The organism is Streptomyces sp. NPDC006332, from assembly GCF_040612855.1.
Classification (GTDB): Bacteria; Actinomycetota; Actinomycetes; order Streptomycetales; family Streptomycetaceae; genus Streptomyces.
Window position 1 is genome coordinate 104,402 of sequence record NZ_JBEXRA010000016.1, and the last position, 19,363, is coordinate 123,764.

Annotated in this window: 14 protein-coding genes and 2 pseudogenes; 4 read left to right on the forward strand and 12 right to left on the reverse strand. The window is 67.9% G+C overall.

The genetic code is table 11. The annotated features are described in order from the left end of the window. Both ABZ027_RS17145 and ABZ027_RS17150 read right to left on the reverse strand, forming a co-directional pair. Nucleotides 1-2,962: pseudogene (locus tag ABZ027_RS17145) on the reverse strand (hypothetical protein); the annotation flags it as partial. Between the two features lie 103 nt (nt 2,963-3,065). Next, nucleotides 3,066-3,932, reverse strand: coding sequence for a hypothetical protein (locus ABZ027_RS17150; RefSeq protein WP_356768964.1), 867 nt, complete (start codon nt 3,930-3,932; stop codon nt 3,066-3,068). Between the two features lie 125 nt (nt 3,933-4,057). On the opposite strand from ABZ027_RS17150, the gene ABZ027_RS17155 reads away from it, so the two are divergent. The 3 genes from ABZ027_RS17155 to ABZ027_RS17165 all read left to right on the forward strand — a co-directional run bounded on the left by ABZ027_RS17155 (nt 4,058) and on the right by ABZ027_RS17165 (nt 8,470). Continuing rightward, nucleotides 4,058-4,348 carry a GH32 C-terminal domain-containing protein gene (locus ABZ027_RS17155; RefSeq protein ID WP_356768966.1) on the forward strand — a complete coding sequence of 97 codons (291 nt, stop codon included), beginning with the start codon at nt 4,058-4,060 and terminating at the stop codon, nt 4,346-4,348. 402 nt (nt 4,349-4,750) lie between these two features. After that, nucleotides 4,751-5,131 carry a hypothetical protein gene (locus ABZ027_RS17160; RefSeq protein ID WP_356768967.1) on the forward strand — a complete coding sequence of 127 codons (381 nt, stop codon included), beginning with the start codon at nt 4,751-4,753 and terminating at the stop codon, nt 5,129-5,131. Between the two features lie 63 nt (nt 5,132-5,194). Beyond that, nucleotides 5,195-8,470: a hypothetical protein gene (locus tag ABZ027_RS17165; RefSeq protein WP_356768969.1), complete on the forward strand. Its 3,276-nt coding sequence runs from the start codon at nt 5,195-5,197 to the stop codon at nt 8,468-8,470. A gap of 70 nt (nt 8,471-8,540) precedes the next feature. Here the strand turns inward: ABZ027_RS17165 and ABZ027_RS17170 are convergent, their stop codons facing one another. From ABZ027_RS17170 to ABZ027_RS17185, 4 genes and pseudogenes are all read right to left on the reverse strand, one after another. Next, complete coding sequence (locus tag ABZ027_RS17170; RefSeq protein ID WP_356768971.1) at nt 8,541-8,798, reverse strand: hypothetical protein; 258 nt, start codon at nt 8,796-8,798, stop codon at nt 8,541-8,543. Nucleotides 8,799-8,864: 66 nt separating this feature from the next. After that, the gene (locus tag ABZ027_RS17175; RefSeq protein ID WP_356768973.1) at nt 8,865-9,854 is read right to left on the reverse strand and encodes an NmrA family NAD(P)-binding protein; all 990 of its coding nucleotides are present in this window, start codon (nt 9,852-9,854) and stop codon (nt 8,865-8,867) included. A 98-nt stretch (nt 9,855-9,952) separates the two neighbouring features. Then, nucleotides 9,953-10,503: pseudogene (locus tag ABZ027_RS17180) on the reverse strand (alpha/beta hydrolase); the annotation flags it as partial. A gap of 55 nt (nt 10,504-10,558) precedes the next feature. After that, on the reverse strand, nt 10,559-11,260 hold the full coding sequence (locus tag ABZ027_RS17185; RefSeq protein WP_356768975.1) for an SDR family oxidoreductase: 702 nt from the start codon (nt 11,258-11,260) through the stop codon (nt 10,559-10,561). 843 nt (nt 11,261-12,103) lie between these two features. Here ABZ027_RS17185 and ABZ027_RS17190 point away from each other — a divergent pair. Beyond that, on the forward strand, nt 12,104-12,283 hold the full coding sequence (locus ABZ027_RS17190; protein ID WP_356768977.1) for a hypothetical protein: 180 nt from the start codon (nt 12,104-12,106) through the stop codon (nt 12,281-12,283). A 304-nt stretch (nt 12,284-12,587) separates the two neighbouring features. Here ABZ027_RS17190 and ABZ027_RS17195 read toward each other — a convergent pair whose 3' ends face one another. From ABZ027_RS17195 to ABZ027_RS17220, 6 genes are all read right to left on the reverse strand, one after another. Beyond that, nucleotides 12,588-13,157, reverse strand: coding sequence for a TetR/AcrR family transcriptional regulator (locus ABZ027_RS17195; RefSeq protein WP_356768979.1), 570 nt, complete (start codon nt 13,155-13,157; stop codon nt 12,588-12,590). 231 nt (nt 13,158-13,388) lie between these two features. After that, nucleotides 13,389-14,687 (reverse strand): SNG1 family protein, encoded by a 1,299-nt coding sequence (locus tag ABZ027_RS17200; RefSeq protein ID WP_356768981.1) that lies wholly within the window; start codon nt 14,685-14,687, stop codon nt 13,389-13,391. A gap of 702 nt (nt 14,688-15,389) precedes the next feature. Then, nucleotides 15,390-16,352: a lipoyl(octanoyl) transferase LipB gene (gene lipB, locus ABZ027_RS17205; protein WP_356768983.1), complete on the reverse strand. Its 963-nt coding sequence runs from the start codon at nt 16,350-16,352 to the stop codon at nt 15,390-15,392. Between the two features lie 142 nt (nt 16,353-16,494). After that, nucleotides 16,495-17,652 carry an L-dopachrome tautomerase-related protein gene (locus ABZ027_RS17210; RefSeq protein WP_356768985.1) on the reverse strand — a complete coding sequence of 386 codons (1,158 nt, stop codon included), beginning with the start codon at nt 17,650-17,652 and terminating at the stop codon, nt 16,495-16,497. Nucleotides 17,653-17,941: 289 nt separating this feature from the next. Then, entirely contained in the window at nt 17,942-18,460 is a 519-nt protein-coding gene (locus ABZ027_RS17215; protein WP_356768987.1) for a nuclear transport factor 2 family protein, read from the reverse strand. Nucleotides 18,461-18,526: 66 nt separating this feature from the next. After that, nucleotides 18,527-19,339: an oxidoreductase gene (locus tag ABZ027_RS17220; RefSeq protein WP_356768988.1), complete on the reverse strand. Its 813-nt coding sequence runs from the start codon at nt 19,337-19,339 to the stop codon at nt 18,527-18,529. Nucleotides 19,340-19,363 lie beyond the last annotated feature (24 nt).

Here is a 19,363-nt window from a genome sequence, read left to right on the forward strand (position 1 = left end):
CGTCCGCGAGTTGGGCGCCGCTGACCGCCCGCACTACGTCTTTGTGGCCGGTGAGGGTGTGGCGGGGGGTGCCGGTTTCCAGGTCCCACACGATGGCGGTCTTGTCGTAGCTGGCCGTGACGGCGACGGGCGTCCCGTCCGCGAGTCGGGCGCCGCTGACCGCCCGCACTACGTCTTTGTGGCCCGTGAGGGCGTGGCGGGGAGCGCCAGTTTCCAGGTCCCACACGATGGCGGTCTTGTCGTAGCTGGCCGTGACGGCGACGGGCGTCCCGTCCGGCAGGGCGGCACCGGTCACTCCATTCACCTCACCGCTGTGGCCGGTGATGACAGGACGGTGGGCGCCGGTACGCAGATTCCAGAAGATCATGCTCCTGTCGCTGCTGGTGGTGATGGCAAGCGGCGTCCCGTCGGACAAGAGGATGCTGCTCACCGCTCTCACCCACTGGGTGTGGCCCGTGGGGCTGTGCACATAAGCAGGGACTCGCCGAGCATTGTGCTGTGTTGTCGACAGGTGCAGTGCCAGGGGCGGCCGGCCATTGAGTGGAACCGCAGCAATCGCGCGGGCCAGGCTGGGCCTCAGCTTGGCAGCGTACCAGGCTAGGAGGAAGCGGCGTGTGGCGGTGGCATGGCCTTTGGGAAGGCGGGCTGCGGCAACACGGTAAATGTGGGCGTGGAGGACAGCTCGTTCTGTGTTCGCTTCAGGCAGATGGGGGACGAGGATGTCGGGGTCGGCGTGGACCAGGAATGAGGGGTCTTCCAAGAGGTGATCAACGGCTCCGTTGCCGACGGTGGCAGCGTGTTCGGCGATGTGATGGAGCAGATAGGGGGGTGCGTGTTCCCAGTCACGGCCGCCGTCAGCAGCGGTCGGCACGGTTGCGAGGAGCGCGGAGTAGAGGACGGCCGGGTCGGTGAGAGGCGCCGTATGGTCGGTGAGCGCTTGATGGAAGTAGCGGTAGAGCAGGCGCTGTTCGGCGTCGGGCGCGGTGCGTAGGTAGAACGCGGCCTTGGCCAGAGCGCGCTTGGTGTCAGTGAGCTGGGGCGTGGGCTGGCCGCGATCGGGAGGCTGGTGGGCGAGAGCGGCGGTGTGGATCAGGTCGAGAGGCATTCCTTGGCCGCGAGCGTGGCCCAGGACGGTCAGGACGGGATCGATCCAGAAGTCCGTGCGGGCGAGGGTGGCGCGGTGGAGTTCGAAGACTTCGGTGATGCTGCCGGGTGGCGGGGCCGTGTCGTCGCCGGTCGAGGTGAGGAGGTGGTCGGCGTAGAGGGTGGCGACGAGGAAGACGCCGCTGTCGGTGTAGCGAGCGATCTGTTCGGCGATGTCGCGGACGCGCTCCGGGGGGTAATGCGTGTCGAGGGTGAGGTCGAGGTAGGTGTGCAGGTCGTCGGCCAGAACGCGGCGATCGTCGTCAGTCTTCGGGTCGAGATCCAGCACCGCCTCAGGGTGCTCGCGTGTGTATCTGTACAGGGAGGGCAGCTGGTAGCCGTAGCCGTCCCGGAAAAAGTACTCAGTCCTCCACCACCGACGGGTACCGAGGAGAACTCGAGGCCCCGGCCCCTGGGAAGACTCGTTGGCAAGCGGCATGAGAAGTTCGCTCACGACTTGGGCGGGGTCGATCGCTTCGTCGAGGGCGTCAAGGATCACCAGCGTGTCGCCCGCCCTCTTGAGTTCCTGCAACAGCTCTGCTGTCCTCACGCGGCCGGAGGGTTCCCAGCCAGGCCGGTCGTCGGTGCGGGAGACCTGCTGGTGGAGCTGATGGTGCAGGGAATCGGTGATCTGCTGGATGCTGAGCTGACGGGCGTGGACTGCCAGGACGGGCCCGGCCAGGGCAGGCCGGAAGCCACGCACGGCATTACGGACGCGGCGACGCAGGGGGGCGAGCTCCGGGTGCGTGAGGCATGCGGTGACGCCGAGCAAGGCGGACTTGCCGCTGCCGGCACCTCCGGTGACCATCAGCAGCCGACGCCCGCCGTCAGCGGGCTGGTCGTCGGTATCGCTCTGGTCGGCAGGGTTGTTGATCCAGTTCTGAATGAAGCCGAGTGCGCTGGCTCGTCCGGAGAAGTGGACGACGTCGGCCTGGGAATTGCCGGCGGCGCGGGTCGCGAAATGCAGCGGATCCAAGCCGGGCGAGCAGGCATGGGCGAATTCACGTAGGCGGGGATCCATACCCTCCAGCAGAGCGGTGCGAGGATCACCGGTGTGAGCGGGATTCCGCAGGAAGGGCTGGGGTTCGGGGGCGGCTTCGAGTTGGGGGGTGCGGACGATTGTCTGATGGTGGCGGCCCGCAGCGATGTCGGCGCGGGCGAGCTCGCGGTTGATGGCGGCCGCAAGGGTGTCGACTGGCAGGTATTCCAGGGTGGGCGTGAGGTCTAGGGCACCGTCGGCGAGCCGGTTCACCACCGTGGCGGTGGCAGTGGTGAAGCGAGCGCCGTAGGTATCAGTATCGTTCGTGCACGCCCCGATGATCCAAGCGTTGCGCACGCCGTCTTGCGGGCGACAGGCGGCCAGGTCCTGCAGCTGCTGCTGAACAACGGCCTGTCCGGCCCCGCACACATCGAGCAGGAACAGAACCAGCCGCCCTCCGTTCTCCGCCATGGACAACAGCCTGTCGAAGGCGACACAGGTGTCGTCGAGGAACTCGTCTCGCGCGTCGGCGCCGGCCGTACACAGATACAGGCCGCCGTTGGCGCCCCGGATCCCGTGGCCTGCGAAGTGCAAGATCAGCGGCTCACCATCGGTGCTCTGCCGCAGCCTGCGCCAATGGTCGAGGAGCGTGCTCTGGTCGGCCTCCAGCAGCGGGTCACCGCCGGTGCTGACCCCTGCACGGTGCAGAGTCGAAGCCAGCGTGCGCACTGCCGTCTCGACTGAAGGCAGCGGACGGAGCTGCAGAATGCCGCTGGCCTGAGCCTTCTCGCTCTCGTCAGGCTCGGGAAACGCACCCGCGCCCGCCAACAGTGCCCTCACCACTATCCTGCGCCCTCCCCGCGTTGCTTACCTGCAATCCGGCACGGAGCCGCGCCCCTGCCGAAACCGATGTCGGTCACGAGAGGCGACGTGTGATATCCGGTCAGGAAAGGTAGGGAATGATGGCTAGGCCGGTGAGTCCATTCGCCAGGTAACCACCGAGCCCGTGAAAGCCCAGCCCGTTGTCGAATGTCTCGTCTTGATCCACTGGGAACACTTCGGACAGCTTCGGCGGGATCGCCACCAGATCCCCGACATCGGCGAAGTTTGTCCAGTGGCCCACTCCGGCGGGTTTGGCCCCTCGCCCGCCGCGCAGGCCCGGCTCTAGGCGGCGCACCAGCGACGGCAGCCGCAGCGGCGAGCCAAGGGTTACGAACTGAGGGGCGGTCAGCTCCGGGTGGGCGTGAAGCGTTTCGTACGCGACGACGGAACCGAGCGAGTGCGCAACGACCACATGCGGACGTTCACGCCGGATCGTCTCGGCGACACGCTCCCGCACCAGTGCGCGTCGCTCCGGCCACGATGTGTACGCCTCCACCTCGCGCAGTAGAGCGACCATCACTCTTTCCAGACGCCGCACGGTCTGCTCCCTGACCCGCTGCCCGACCCGGCCGATGCGGTCGTCCACCAGCCAGCCGAGCATCTGTCGCAGGGGGGCCAGCGCGACGTTCTGCAACTCCCCGGGCACCGGAGCGCCAGCCTGCACAAGCCACTCCGCGGCCAGCTCCCGCTGAGGTGCCGTCAGGTTCTCAAAGCTCAGGCCGGCGTCGGAGGACTGCGTCTCTCCCGGCACATCCGGGCACAGAAGATCTGCGTAGTACGCCATGACCAACTCTGGTACGTCGGCCGCCAGTCTGGCCTTGGCCATCCCCTCGGCGAGCTTCACACGGCAGTCGTCGGCCTTGACCGCCGCTGCCTTTGCGGGCGGCATCCCGCGGACGTAATTGAAGATGCCGTGCACCAGCACCACAGATGCCACTTCTCTCCCCCGTTCGACACAGTGGTTCCACTGGCAGCCGACTCCGTCTACGTACGAGAGGTAGCACATCACACGCCTGCCGCATCGGCGCATTGACTCAGAAGTCACACAAGCGTGTGGGAGGCCAGCCCTGTCGCCAGCCCCGGACGAAGTGGGGCGCCCTGGTCGGCCGCCGGCGAGGCGCGACCGACTTCGACCCCACCTTCTCCGGCGTCCAGCGCGCCCCGCTCGATCTGCACGACGGCCGGCTGAGCCTGCACGTCCTCGTCGACGCCTCCTCCGTCGATGTCTACGCCCAGAACAGGTGCGGCGAACAGGTGACCCTCACCGATCAGATCTTCCCCGCCCCCGCCAGCACCGGCATCGACGCCTTCGCCGAGGGCGGCACTGGGTGCTTCGCACCTTGACCGACCACTGAGTTGCACCGTTGCACGTCTTCGGAGGGCCCGCCCAGAGACTTGTCACATGGGGTGGGCCCCTCTGCTGTGGCGGCTTCCTGGCACCTGCACCACGGGAGCGCGGCCCGCGCCAGTCGGTGCCGGAGAAGCAGGGCTTGCAGATAGACGGTGAGCCGACACCGCGGTGCAATGTGCCGTCTGAGCAGGTCGGCCTTGTCCAGCGAGCGAACCTCATAGACGCGCGTGCGGTGACCCAGTTCACCGGATCCGGCGCTTGGGCGTCACCCAAGGCGATGGGTGGAGGCCCGATTTCTGTTCCCTGAGGAGTAGTTGATGTGAAACTTGTAGCCCATGTCCCCTCCGCGCAGCAGGGTGACGTTGAATAGATTCGGTCAGACGAAAGGGGCAGGTATGAACGGGGTGGAGCTGGTGGTCGCCGCGCTGGCCGCGGGTGCTGCGGCGGGCCTCACGGACACTACAAGCAGTGCGATTCAGGACACTTACGCCGGGTTGCGTGAGTCGGTGCGACGGCGTCTTGCGACTGGCAGCGCGGATGGCGTTGGGATCCTGGAGGCCAGCGAGGCCGAGCCCGTCATGTGGCAGGACCGGCTGGGCGAGCTTCTGTCGGTGTCCGGCGTCGACCAGGACGAGGAAATCCTGGCCGCCGCACGGTCCTTGCTCCAGGACCTGGGTGGCTTCAGCCCGCACGGCGGGCCGCGTGTCGTGGATGCCCGTGGGGCCAAGGGCGTCATGATCGGGACCCACAACACCCAGACCAATACGTTCAACTGACGGGCCGCACAGGTGGCCACGGACGAACTCGGCTCTGAAGCAGACCTCCGCGGGGCCAGGGGCGTGCAGATCGGCGACGGCAACGTCCAGGTCAACGTGACCGCGCCCGCGGTCCCGGCGGCACGTTCGGCGTACCTGTACCAGGTGAAGGCAATCGCTCCCGAGGCTCTGAATGGCCGGGAGGAGGAACTGGCCGAACTCGCTGACTTCTGCACCCGGCCCGGTGCCGGCGACTACCAGTGGTGGCGCGCCGAGGCGTGGGCGGGAAAATCCGCTCTGCTGTCTTGGTTCGTTCTGCACCCACCGCCCGGGACACGTATCGTCTCGTTCTTCATCACGGCCCGTCTCGCTGCGCAGAACGATCGCGAGGCGTTCCTGGACGTGGTCATCGAACAGCTGGCGTCCCTCCTCGGCGAGCCCATATCGCCTTTCATGACCGCCGCCACCCGTGCCGCACACCTGTGGCAGTTACTCGATGCCGTAGCTGTGTCCTGCAATGACCAGGGACAACGCCTCGTACTCGTCGTAGACGGCCTCGACGAGGACAGCGGAGCAGCCGCCCACAGTATCGCCGCGCTGCTGCCAGCCCAACCCCCGGCCGGTATGCGCGTTGTCGTGGCGGGGCGCCATCACCCGCCAGTTCCCTCGGATGTGCCCGCAGGGCACCCGCTGCACGATCCGGCAGTCGAAAGGATCCTTACGGTGTCCCCGCACGCGCAGGTCGTACGGCATGACGCGGACCGGGAGCTGAAACGGCTGCTGCGCGGCACGGCGGCGGAACAAGACCTGCTGGGCCTGGTTACCGCAGCTGGTGGCGGTCTCAGCAGCAGGGATCTGGCTGAACTGACGCGTTTTGAGCCATGGGAGGTGGAGGAAGCCCTGCACGCCGTGACTGGACGGACGTTCGCCCGTCGGCCGGCCTCTGACCGGACCGGGCTTGCGAATGACGTCTACATGCTCGGCCACGAGGAACTTCAGCAAACCGCCGTAAGGTTCCTGAGGGACGCGCGCTTGGCGCAGTACCGGCAACGGCTGCATGCCTGGGCTGACCAGTACCGCTTCAATAACTGGCCCGGCGAGTCTCCCGAGTATCTAATGCGCGGCTACTTTCGCATGCTGCATGCTGTCGGAGACCTGCCCAGGATGATCTCCTGCGCTCTCGACAAGACCCGCCACGACCGAATGCTGGACGTGAGCGGCGGCGATTCGATCGCGCTAACCGAGATCATCACCACGCAGGACGCGATCCTTGATCGCGGAAAGCCAGATCACTTGCCGGCCATGACCCGTTTGGCGGTCTGCCGCGACAGACTTGCCCAACGCAACACCCACATCCCCGTCGGCCTGCCCGCTGTTTGGGCCTTCCTCGGCCGTCCCCTGCGCGCCGAGGCGCTGGCCCGGTCCATCCCAGATCCAGGTAGCCGGGTTCGGGCGCTGGATGCCCTCATCGGGGCGCAGGGCCAGCGAAGTGCCCTAAACCGGGCGCGAGGAGCGCACCAGGTCGCCCCCTTTGGTGAGGCCCTTGCATACGAGGCCGCGGCAGTGGCCCGCACCATCATCAGCCCATTTGAGCGGGCCTTGGCATTGTCGATGGTGGCGGAGTCGGCAGTGCAGCTGGGGAATGTCCCCCATGCTGATGCCCTGGTCCGCGAGGCCGCGGCCGTGGCACAGGCCATTGCCAATCCAAAAGCGCGAGCGCGAGCATCAACAGCGGTGGCAAAGGCCGTGGCTCGAGCCGGGTACGTTGACCTCGCTGAGGCCCTCGCCCAGACCATCACCAATCGGCAGGAGCGGGCGCGGGCGCTAGGGGCGGTGGCGTCGGTTCGAATTGCAGATGCCGACCGTCACGAGGTCTCGGACCATGCCAGCACACACGTGTACCAGGCGGCGGACGCAGCTTCGGGGGCCCCTGAAATTCTTGATCGGGCCGAGGCCGAAGCCAGGGCCAACACCGACTCGTCCCGCAGAGCGTCGGCGTTGGTGGCGGTGGCGGAGGCGGCAGTTCGGGCCAGGGACGTTGACCGAGCAGAAGCCCTCGCCCACGAAGCTGAGGCCACGGCCCGCAGCATTAGCGACCCCTCTGAGCTAATGGCAGTCGTGGAGGCAGTGGCCAAGGCAGCGGACTCCACGCGCGCCGAAGCTCTCGCTCGCAGGATCACGGAACCAGGTTTGCGGATACAGGCGTTGGTGGCCGTGGCAGAGGCGGCAGCTCGTGCTGGGGACGCCGAGCGTGCCGAGGCTGTCGTCCGCACGATCACGGAACCGGGCTTGCGGATACAGGCGTTGGTGGCCGTGGCAGAGGCTGCAGCTCGGGCCGGGGACGTTGACCGCGCGGCAGCCCTCGCCCACGAGGCCGCCGCACGCGACATCAGCGACCTGCCGGAGCAAGTGAAGGTCACAGCCGCCGTGGCGTTAGTGATGGCCCGGTGCGGGGACACTGAGCGAGCTGAGACGCTTGCTCGCAGCATTTCCGCTCCGCATCAGAGGGCGTCAACGTTGGCTGCTGTGGCTCGGGTTGGGGACGTCGATCGCGCCGGGCCACTCTTGGCCGAGGCCGGGGCGGCAGCCCGGACCGTCACGAGCCCGAAGCCACGAGATATGGCGCTATCGGCTGTAGTGAAGGCCGTGGGACGAGCCGGGGACATTGACCTCGCTGAGGAGCTCGCCCAGACCATCACCAACCCTTATGAGCGGGCGTCGGTGCAGGCATCGGTGCGGGCGTCAGCGGCGATAGCAGCACGAGCCGAGGACGCAGACCGCGCGGAAGCCCTTGCCCGCACCATCACCGAGCCAGGACCACGAGTGCGCGCATTCATGGCGGTGGCGTCGACTGTGGCTCGGGCTGGTGACGCCGACCGCGCCGAGGCCCTGACCCGGGAAGCCGAGGCCGATGCGTTGGCCATCTCAGACCGGGGAGTGAAGGTGCGAGCGTTGGAGACGGTAGCTGTGGCTCTCGCTCGGGCTGGCAACGCCGGGCGCGCCGAGGCGCTCACCCGGGAGGCCGAGGCGGCTGTTGCAAAGCCGCGGGTACGAACACGGGTCGCGGGAACACCGGTGCGAGCACGGGTGGCGGCGGCGGTTGCTCAGGCTGGGGACGTCGACCGCGCTGAGGCGCTGACCCGGGCCATCATCAACCCGCGAGAGCGGGCAGGGGCATTGGTGGCCGTGTCACGCCAAGCCCAGGCAGATCGAGCCTCTTCCCTGATCATGCAGGCGTTGCGGCTCGGCTCATGGGAGGTGGCAGCCAATGCCCTTGCCGCGCAGTTCCCTGAAGTGCTGCTGATGGTTGCCGACGAGCTTCTGGCTGGCCAACCAGCACCCCTGGGATCTCGTCTGTGACGGCCTCGGCTTCGAGGCCGCCACAGAGGGCGACAGTGAAGAGTCGGCCTCGGGCTAAACCAACCTGGGATCACCAGCCGTATTTCACGCGTGGATCCCATTTCCCCAGGTCAACGACGTGGTGGAATTCATACACTGAAGCGGAACTCCACCATAAGGCTTTGACCTGCCGAAACGCCCGCGCATCCAGCACCGATCCAGCACGGGCGCCACGACGAAGCGCGAGAAGACTCAAGGTCACCAAACGTACCCGACAGCGCCCGCACATGTATGAAGTCTGCGAGCCTTCCGCGCAGACCACATCAGGCTCACGGGCCAGCGGCAGCATGTCACTCCTGCCTTGAGCCATCGCAAAAAAGGGTGGAATCCGGGAGTGAGAGGGGGCCCGGATTATTCAGTGGTTCAGGCGGATGCCAGCTTCTGGATGAGCGGATGGTTCTCCAGCGCCCAGCGGAGGGTCTTCGGGGGGGCGTCCGAGGAGGGTTTCCAGCTGGTCGGTGGTGCCGCGGTAGCCTCCGCCGCCCATCAGCCGGGTCAGGGTCTTCAGATGCTCGATGGTGTGCGGGACCGCGGCCAGGGCGTCGGCGGTGTCGATGTAGGTCTCGTTCCAGGTCTCGACCTCTATGGGGACGTAGGTGACCGGGCGTCCCAGCACGGCGGAGAAGTCCTCCGCGAAGCCGTGCATGTCCTTCAGCTCCGGGCCGTTGAGCTCGTAGGACTTCGAGATGTGCGGTTCCGGATCGGCCAGGATCCTCGCGCACAGCTCCGCCACGTCGTAACCCGCGATGGGCGCGAGCCGGTGGGGGCCGAAGGGCAGGCGCAGTTCACCCCTGCTCAGCGGCTCCAGCACCAGCCAGGTCATCAGGGGGTTCTCGACGAACATGGCCGCCCGGATGTTGACGGTCGGGAGGCCGGACCACTCCAGCACCTGCTCGGCGACCCAGTGGGCCCGCTGCTGCGGCGACCAGTTGGCGACGAGTTCGCCGAGCCACGCACGCCGCTCTTCCTCCGGCGCGGTCATCTTGTCGAACGTCATGAACGACTGCTCGTACTCGGAGATGTTGACGAAGACCTCGATGTCGCCCTGGGCCCGTGCCGCGGCGGCCATCAGGCTGACGGCGTCGGTGTAGTACGGCGACAGGCTCATGCTGAAGTAGATGCGCCGGACGCCCTTCAGCGCTGCGGTCACGTCGGCGATGGTGAGCAGGTCACCGACGAACACCTCGGCCCCGGCCTGGCGAAGCGCATGCGCGCGCTCGTCGTCCTGGCGCACGAACGCGCGCACCGGGTGCCCTTGTTCGAGCAGCATGTCGACCATCGTCCGGCTCACACCGCCGACTTCGCCGGCTGCACCGGTGATCAGGATGGGGTTGCGCTCTGGCATCAATGTGTCCTCTGTCTGGTGGGGGGAGTCAGTTGTTGAGAAAGCCACGAGGCTGGCGCCGCGTACCGCCATCGGGACGCGGAGCCGTCGTTGCGGTTGAGGAAGTCAAGGAGTGTGGCGTTGACCTCGGCGGGACGCTCCTGCTGTGTCCAGTAATCGCGCCCCGGCAACGCCGCTGGGTCGTGCAGTTGAGTCGCGGCAGCGGTCGGCGGGTTGTCCGACCCGCCCTGGCCACGGAAAATCTCGCTCTGCCAGCTGCCCCCGCCCGGGGGACGCAGCCCGGTGACCATGTCGCGGTCTCCCACCACATCCAGCGCAGGAACGTCGATCCCGAGACCCCGGAAGGGTGCGAGCAGTTCGTTGTTGCGTTCTGTGTTCCGGCACCAGTCGAAGGCCCCGGTGAACGCCCGCTCGCCATGCAGGACGAAGTCCTCCGCGTACGCCCGGTTGTCGTCCTGCGTCGGCCATGCCGGGAGAGCGGGTGACTCCCGGCGTAGACGCGCCGGCCGGGGACGACGACCCCGGTACCCGGCCGACGTCAGCGCCCCGAACTGGTGACGCCAGGAGTACCAGCTCTCCGGCCAGCCGTGCAGCAGCAGGACCAGCGGCCCCGCCCCTGTTCGGCGATGGGCAGCAGGACCCCGTTCACATCGACGAAGCGGGCGAGCTGTCCACACGGGGTTCCCTGGAAAACGCGGGTGGTGTCACTTCTTCAACTGGGCGTACATGGCTTCCAGGTCGGCGGACAGCTGGGACTTGACCCAGCGGGTGGTGTCGTCGGCGAGCACCTCGTGCGCTCCCTCCTCGATGCCGTCGAGTGCGGCCACGGCGATGTCGCGGGGGTCGGCCTTGGGCGCGTCGACGCCCGAGGTCATGTCGGTGTCCACGTAGGCCATGTGGAGCCCGGTCACCGCGATGCCGCGCGGCTGCAGCTCCAGGCGCAGGGAGTTGGTCTGCGACCACAGGGCGGCCTTGGAGGCGCCGTAGGGCGTGCCGTCGGCCAGCCAGGACAGAGCGGAGTGGGCGTTGAGGATGTGGCCGCCGCCGTTGCGCTCGATGATCGGCACGAAGGCCCGGGTGACCAACAGCGGCCCGTAGAAGTTGGTCTCCAGATCCCGACGCACCTCCTCCATCGGGGAGTTGAGGTACGAAGCACGGACGGACGCCCCGGCGTTGTTGATCAGGATGGTGACGTCCTGGGCCTGCTCGGCGGCGGCGGCCACGGATGCCGGGTCGGTGGCCTCGAGCGCCAGCGGAACGGCATCGGGGTGGGTCACCGTGCGCGGGTCACGGGCCGTGGCATAGACCTTGCCGGCCCCACGCGCATAGAGCTCCTCGACCAGCATCTTGCCGATGCCACGGCTGCCTCCGGTGACGAAGACGCCGGCGCCCTTGATTGCTGTCATGACTACCTCCACGAAGATAAAAACCGATCGGTTTCACCTCACCGTAAACCGATCGGTTTTGTGATGCAAGTCGGTCGGAACTCAGGCTTCAGGGGCTGGCTGGCCTCGTGTCCATCGGCGAAGTCCGTACTCGCCGGGCGCAGGCCGGCGATGTCGCGAGCCCCCTGACAGTGATCGACGTGGCCTGGCTGGATCTCAGGCGGGGTCAGCGGAGTGACGTGAGGAGTGGCGTGCCCGTACGGCTCGGTGTTGCCGACGTACTCGGCCGCGCGTTCCGAGCCGGCCTGGGGTCGGCGGCCAAGGGCGGCCAACTGCCGGCGGCGCAAGGACAGCCCAGGTACGGCGGGCAGGTCGGCGAGGCGCGCACGACAGGGACGTCAGGCCCGACGGCCCCGACGACCTTTGTGGCGACGCGACCTCGCGACGAGAGGCCCAGTCCGCGGGGGCCTGCGCGCGGCCCCATCGGACGGGTCACGCATTCTGCGTGAGCTGGAGCCCACGTATAAGAGTCGCGGGATGATCCGGCCCCTGCGACGGCCCTCCTTGTGTCGCCTGTCGCCTGTCGCCGAGCGCCGCGACGCCGCATGCAGGCGCCCCGGTCGCTGGTGCGTTGGGAGGGAAACGAAGACCGGAGGGTGACGATCAATCCCACGACTGTGGCGGCTCAACGGACGTAGCGCTGAGGATCACCCGGTGCGAGATGAAATCGCCCATGTCCGCCCGTGTGGATCTCCGGTGCTTCTTATGGGACCGGAACCACCGGCAGGACGATGCGCCAGGACGAACGCCGCGCCGAGATCGAAGCCATGGCCGCCCTCGCCGCACAGAACGGAGTGATCTGAAATGCCTTGCAACTGCCAGAAGGGCAAGACCCGGTACGAGGTCGTCGTCACCACCGACGGAAAGGAGAAGGTGGTGTTCTCTTCGGGCAGCAAGCCGACCGCCGAGACCGTCGGTAAGCGCTACGCCGGGAGCACGATCCGCGAGAGCGCGGCCGTGAAGACGGTCAGCGACGCCACCTGAGCCGCAGGTCGGGAAGACAATCTGTCTCCAGCGGAGTCGGGCGTGGGACCAGCGGTACCGCCGCTGATCTCCCACGCCCGCTACGCGGCCACCAGCTTCCCCGAACGCCTCTTCTCGCAGGATTTGCGACGGTGCTGGGGTGGTGATGTCCTGGAAGAGGGAGAAGTAACTGCATTCATTGGGCTTCCCTCCGATTGCAGGGGAGCAGGGGCGTGAGGTCATGGGCGCCGCTTCGGCTGCCGGAGTCGGGCAGCAACCCGAAAGAGCACTTTGGTCGCCGACCCTGCTCGAAGTCGGGGCGGTATCAGTGCATGTCTGCCGCATCGAGCAGGGTGGTCACAGTGGGCGCGATGAGCCCGGTCAGATTGTCGGCGCCGATCCCCGCGCGGGCGCTGGCGCCGTCGAAGACCAGGATGAGCTGCCGGGCCAGCAGGTCGGGATCGCTCGCCCCACCCCGTTCGGCCTCGGAACGGAAAAAGGCCGTCAGGTTCGCTTTGATCTGGTGAGCCACCCGGCTCGCGGGGTGGGTCTGATCCTTGAGCTCGATCTGCACAGCCAGGTACCGGCAGCCTTGGAAGTCGGGCGCGACCGCCTGCGACTCCACCCGCTCGAAGACGTACAGGATCCGCTCGCGGGGGGAACGGCCATCATCCGCCGGGGGCAGGGCCCTCGCCACGAAGGCGGCAGCACGCTCCTTCAGGCTCGCCGCCAGCAGTTCGTCCTTGCTCTCGAACAGCTGGTACATGGAGCGCTTCGACACCCCCGCCGCCTTGCACAGCGCCTCGACGCCGATGTTGACGCCGTCGCGGTAGGTGAGCGTGGCTGCTGCCTCCAGCAGCCGCTCCCGGGAGCTTTGCTTCACTTCGGTAGTCATACCGTGAGGTTAACTCGAATCGGACGAAATAGAAACCGATCGGTTTCCAGGGTGTCGGGGAGGCGCCCGCCGCCGGGCGGGCACCTGAAGGCCCCTCAGAGGCTCGACCACGACCTTGGGGGAGAGACAGTCGCCGAGCCCTGATGGTGCACGCGCCTCTCGTCCCCACGGGGGCGACGCACACCGGGGCCACGCCGAGTAATGGCCCCGTCTTGAGTGAGCGGCCTTCCGCTACGCCGGGGCAGCGGCCTTCTCGGGCTCCGTCTCGGTGGGGACGCGGTGCAGCCCCTTGCGGTCGTACCAGCTGGTCATGCCGAAGCCGAAAAGGGCGGCCGCCGCGAGGCCGACGGCCATCATGACCCAGCCCCGGGTCAGGCCGGCGTCGGCCTGGGCGTCGTAGTAGAGGATCGAGCGGATGCCGCCGGTGATCTGCCGCAGCGGCTCGAACTCCGCCAGGAAGCGGTAGAAGCCGGGCAGTGCCTGAAGCGGCGTGGTGGCGTTGGCCGTCGGCACCGCCATTCCGATGAAGACCAGAGTGACCACCAGCATGCCGGGCGTGCCGAACACGGCGAGCAGGGTGAGCGCACCGATCCCGGAGACAGCGATGGCGCACACCGAGTACAGCCACAGCAGTGGCAGATGGGCGGCGTGCATCCCCATGAGGCCGACCGCGCCCACCATGACCAGGCTCCCCATCAGAAGGGACAGACCGGCCATGAGGGTGCTGCTGATGGCGAGGGTCTGCACCCGGGTCGCCCGGATGAGCGGGCGGTGCAGGCGCAGCGGGCCCATGTCGTTGTGGGTGTAGCCGAGGGCGTGGTCGACCTGGCCGCTGATGACGTTGGCGGAGAGCATGCCGCAGACCACGAGGACGAGCGCGTAGTAGAAGGCCGTCAGACCCAGGCCGCTGTGCGAGCCGAGGGGATGGCCGTCCTTCACCGTGACGGCGGCCGGGTCGGCCAGCAGGACGCGTGCTGCGGTGGGCAGCTTCGCCTGCCCGGTCCCGCCCTGGGACGTGAGTTCCTTGCCCACCTGGAGCGAGGCGCTTTCGGCCGCCTGCGTCGTCGCCGTCCGGGCCAGGCTGGAGCCCACGCTGCCGGCGGACTGGTTGGTCAGCACCGTCAGCGTCGGGCGGGTCGGGGTCCCGGTGGTCGCGGCGCCAGTGAGTGCGGTGGTGGCGGAGGTGAAGTCGGCAGGGACGACGAGCGCGCCATACAGCTTGCCCTTGCCGAGTTCCTCCTTCATCTCCTTCTCATCCATCACCTTCCAGTCGATCTTGTCCCCGCTCGCGGTGGACTTCTTGATCGACTCGGTGATCCCAGCCCCCAGGTTGACCTGCTTGCCACCGGCAGCGGCCCCCTTGTCGGCGTTGACCAGGCCGACGGGCAGATTCTTCATGTGATCGACGGGATCGATGTTGGCCCCGACATAGAACACGGTGAACAGCAGCGCGAGGACGCCTGTGATGGCGCCGTTGGCGATCCACAGGGGTTTGGCACGCAGGACGCGGAACGGGTGAATCCCACTCATGACTTACTCCGGTCTCGGACAACACACTCATATCCGAAGAAGGGCGGACGGCTCCATTGCGGTCCGGCGACCCTCGGAACGTTCAATCTCGGCACACACGGCCGTCGACGCGGAACCGGGGATGCGGCACCCCGCCGGGACTCCGACTGATGAAACCGGTCGGTTTCAGACTCATCGTAAACCGATCAGTTTACAATTCCAAGTCGAGGCGCTGGCCCATATCCCAGCAGCGCCAGGAAGCCGCGTGCCGACGCCGCCCCTGTCGTGGGACGCTTCGAGCCGCGAGTGGAGCGACTCGCTCCCGGACGAAGCCGATACCGTGCTCTGCCCGGTCGGTGGACGGACACCGACCCCCTGCGGAGCTGACGTTCACGGCCAGTTCTCCGGTGGCGGGCCTGTGGGACGTCGTGATCAATCTTGCCGATCCGGACCCGGTAGGAAGGCGGATCCGGCAGGAAGGCGATCGTGATGCGCAGGCAACTCACCGACAAGCAGTGGCAATTGATCGAGCCGTTCCTGCCGATGGGCGAGCACGACCCGTACCCTGAGCGGCTGCGTGAGCAGTTCGAGGGGTGATCCGACGGTTCCGCACCAGCAGCCAGTGGCGGGAAATGCCGGGCAGGTTCGGTCCGTGGCCGCCGGTCTACGGGAGGCGGAGACCGGAGACTGAGCTGCAGCCACCGCGCAAGCGCCCGCCCCGGCTCAGGAGAGTGCGCGCGTTGGCGCCAGCTCGGCTGTTACGGCATCGGCTACAGCATCCCTCACCTGCGCCTCCGTGGGCGTGGGCCGGTCGAGTTCGGCAGCGAGTTGAGCCAACGAGGTCATCCGGACACCGGGCAGGGCGCAGGCCGTGAACGTGGTGTAGACGTCGAGGTCCGGATCGACGTTGAGCGCGAATCCGTGGCTGGTGACGCCGCCGCTGATGCGCATGCCGATGGAGGCGATTTTGCGGTGGTCGGGGGTCCACACGCCGACCAGGCTCTCGGCGCCTCGGGGTGTGTCCCGGCGTATCGCGTCGAATCCGAGTGATCCCAGCGCACGGATCAGGGCGTGTTCGATCCGCCGTATCAAGCCGCGTGGCCCCAGCTCGCGTACGTTCAGCACGAGATACCCGATCAGCTGCCCTGGCCCGTGGTAGGTGGCGTGACCTCCCCGGTCGACTTCGACCAGGCTGATCGGTGAAGTCGGCTCTGGCAGTTGGTCGGCCGGTGTCCGCGCCGCGCAGGTGATCACGGGAGGGTGAGTGAGCAGAAACAGCCGATCCCCGGTTCGCCCCTGCTTCCGCTCGGCCACCCAACCGGCCATGTCGGCCTGCGCCACCTCATACGGCACCTCACCCAGATCGACCCGCTCCATCTTGCCTGGCTGCATTACCTCTCCTGTGCCTTCGAGGCGACGTCGCCTCGCGCCGCGCCTGCAAACTCCTGGTCCGGTGTCGCCGATGAGCAGACCGTGCATCGCATGGCGCGGGCGGTCTCGGCGGCGAGGCGGCCCCCTCGCCTCGGTCGAGGTGACCTGTTCACGCTCGGCCACGCCCGGCTTCAGCCACTGCTTGATCTGCTCCTCGGGGAATGTGCCGAGCCGACGGAGAAGATGCGCATGGTCGATGCGGTCGAACGGCGCTGCCAGGGCCGCGTCGAGACTCCACCGGCGGTGCGGGTTCATGCGCCCGCGACCGCGTCGCCGCGCACTGCACCGGCAAGCCCAGCCCCGACCGGTTCCGCGCCCGGGCCGGGGTCGCCCGCTGCACAGCTGGGGTGCGCTCCGATCCAGCGACCATGCGGCCACCTGACGTGAGCCGGAGAGGTCACACGAGCCTGACCGGCCCAGCACCGATGGGCAGGCGGACCAGGAGGTAGGGCTTGCGGCGCAGGTCCTTGCCCTCGTGGAAGGGCGACAGCCGGTTGAGCTGGTTGGCGATGGCGTACAGGTGCCGGTCCGAGGCGACGGACAAGGTGTCGACCCAGAGCAGGTCGCGTCCCTGGGCGAGGGTCCGGTAGGTGCCGTTCGGGCTCCTGCGCCAGATCGCGTTGTGTTCCAGGTCGCCGCCGTAGAGCCGCCCCCTGTCGTCGCTCTCCAGGCCGTCGGCCATCGGCTTGAACCCGAGGTCCTCGACCGTCGCCGCCACCTCGGCGTCCGTGGCGTCCGGGTCGGCGAGGGCGTCGGTGGACACGCTGTGCAGTCGACGGCTGGAGAGCGGGCAGTAGTAGAGGCGGGTGCCGTCGGCGCTCAGAGCGATGCCGTCGGAGCCGGTCTCGTAGTACGTGGGCTCGCCACCCGCGGGGCGGACCATGAAGGGCTCGCCCTCGATGACCGGAAGGAACTGCTTGTCCGGGAGTGCCGAGGGGTGCCCGGTCAATCGCCGCCACGAGCGGCCGGTGGCGAGGTCGACCACGATAATGCCGTTGGAGCCGCCCGAGTCGGTGATGAAGGCCATGCCCTCGGCGCCGCGCCGCAGGTCGAAGCGCACGTCGTTGGGGTAGCTGTTCGCCGGCACCACCTCGGGCGGGAAGAGGATCTTCCTTACGATCCGGTCGGTGCGCAGGTCGACCGCCACGAGCTTGGGACCGCCGTAGGAGGATCCGGCGAACCCCGGGCTTCCGGTGTCGAGAATCCACAGCCGGTCGGCCCCATCAACGACGACGCTCTGCACCGACTGGAAGTGCCCGGCCAGGTCTGAGGCGTCCTGACGGTTCACCTCGGCGTCGGGGTAGGCAACCGGCTTCCCGCCGCGCAGTTCGGCGACGGTGAACGGGACGTCGTCGCCCCAGCGGGGAAAGTTGACGAAGATGCGGCCGCGGCGCGAGACGGTGACACCCGTCGGCATCGCACCCCAGAAGCGGGCAACGACCTCGTAGCGACCGGCTGTTGAGCCGGAGGGGGAGGCGGAGGCGGAGGCAGGTGCGGCGAGTTGGGTGGCGGCCAGCGACGCGGTGGTTGCCGTAAGGAACGTACGTCGTTTCATGGGAGCGTCTCCTGTTAGGTCAAGTTGCTGGAAAGCACGTCGAGTTGCCGCATCACTTCGACGCATAGGGGGGCCGGACGTTGCCGTGGCCGGTGGAGGGCGGTGCCTCCGGGGAGTCGCCCCCGGGGAGTCGGCTTCGCCCGTGTGGTCAGGGCGAGCCGGAGCCGTCTGGACGGCGGGTACCTCGTGCGTTCCTGCGACCTGGAGCTGTCCGCCGGGGACATCGCCCGCGGCTCCCGCCGGCTCCTGGAAGGGGATTGGGGCCGAACGGCCGGTGGACCCGGTGCTCTCAGGTCCGCCGGGCTGCTGGGCGGGTCTTCGCGACCATGCTGCGGTCCCCTGAGGAGACCATCGCGTGAATGGGTACGGTGCTGACGCTCATGAGCGTCGCAAGGCCCCGGCGGCCCTGCTGGCGAGCGAGCGCGGGACCCATAAGGTGCATCAGGGCGGTGAGGGCCGGCATCGGACGCCCGAAGAGCGTGATCTCCGTGATGCGTGCTTGGTCGTCGAGCCGCAGCATCTGCACCTCCTCGAGCGACTGGGAACCCACCCGCGCCCGGTAGACCAGCGCGTACGCGTCGCCCTCGCCGGTCTGGGTGTGGTAGCGGACGTCCTTGACCGTCGCGAACGCCACGGTCAGGAAGTCGCGCAGCTGGTCAGATCCCTCGAAGCGGAACTGGTCGGTGAGCGGCGAGCTGAGCACGACGTCCGGGCTCAGGCACGCGACCGCCGCGTCGACGTCACCGCGTTCCTCGGCGGAGCGCCAGCTGGCGACGGTAGCGGCGGCGGAGTGCAGGGTCTCGGACATGGGTCTCTCCCGGTATCAGCGGCGCGAACGGGTTTGTGGGTGGCGGAGTGCGCGGGGGTGGGGGTGTCAGCCGGTGAGCTTGTTCATGGTGCGGATCTGCTTGTCCAGGACCCAGGCGGGAACGAAGCGGAGCATGCGTGCGCGTCCGGCCATGGGACCGGCGGCGTAGCGCAGTTTCGGCTTCGCGTCGGTGGCGGCTGTGACGATCGCCTTGGCGACCACCGCGGGGTCGTCGCCGGCCTTGATCGCCTCCGCCATCAGGCGGTCGAAGACGTGCCGCTGGTCGGCGTAGGTCTGCAGGGGGGTGTCGGGCTTGGCGCTGTTGGCCTCGAACCCGGTGTTGGTATAGGCGGGTTCGACCAGGAGCGAGCGGACGCCGTACTGCCGAACCTCGTGGTCCAGGGACTGGGAATAGCCCTCGATGGCGTGCTTGGACGCGCCGTAGACGGCCATGTAGGGGGCGGGGATGAAGCCCTGTACGGACGAGAGGTTGATGATGCGGCCGCGCCCCCGGGCGCGCATGTGCGGCAGGACCTCCTTGACCATGCGCATGACCCCGAAGACGTTGATGTCGAAGACGCCCTGGGCCTGCGCGAGGGAGGTTTCCTCGGCCGCGCCGATCGAGCCGATGCCGGCGTTGTTGACCAGGACGTCAATCCGCCCGAACCGGTCGATCACCTGCTGGACCACTGCGGTGACCGACTTGTCACTGACCACGTCGAGGTCGAAGAACGTCACACCCTGAAGCGGGGTGACGCGTGAGGTGTCGCGGCCGGTGCCGGCCACCTCGAAACCCGCCGCGACCAGCGCGAGGGCGGTCTGCTTACCGATGCCGGAGGAGGCGCCCGTCACGAGGGCCACCGGTCGATTTGTCGTCATCACGCACTCCCGAACTCACCTGGG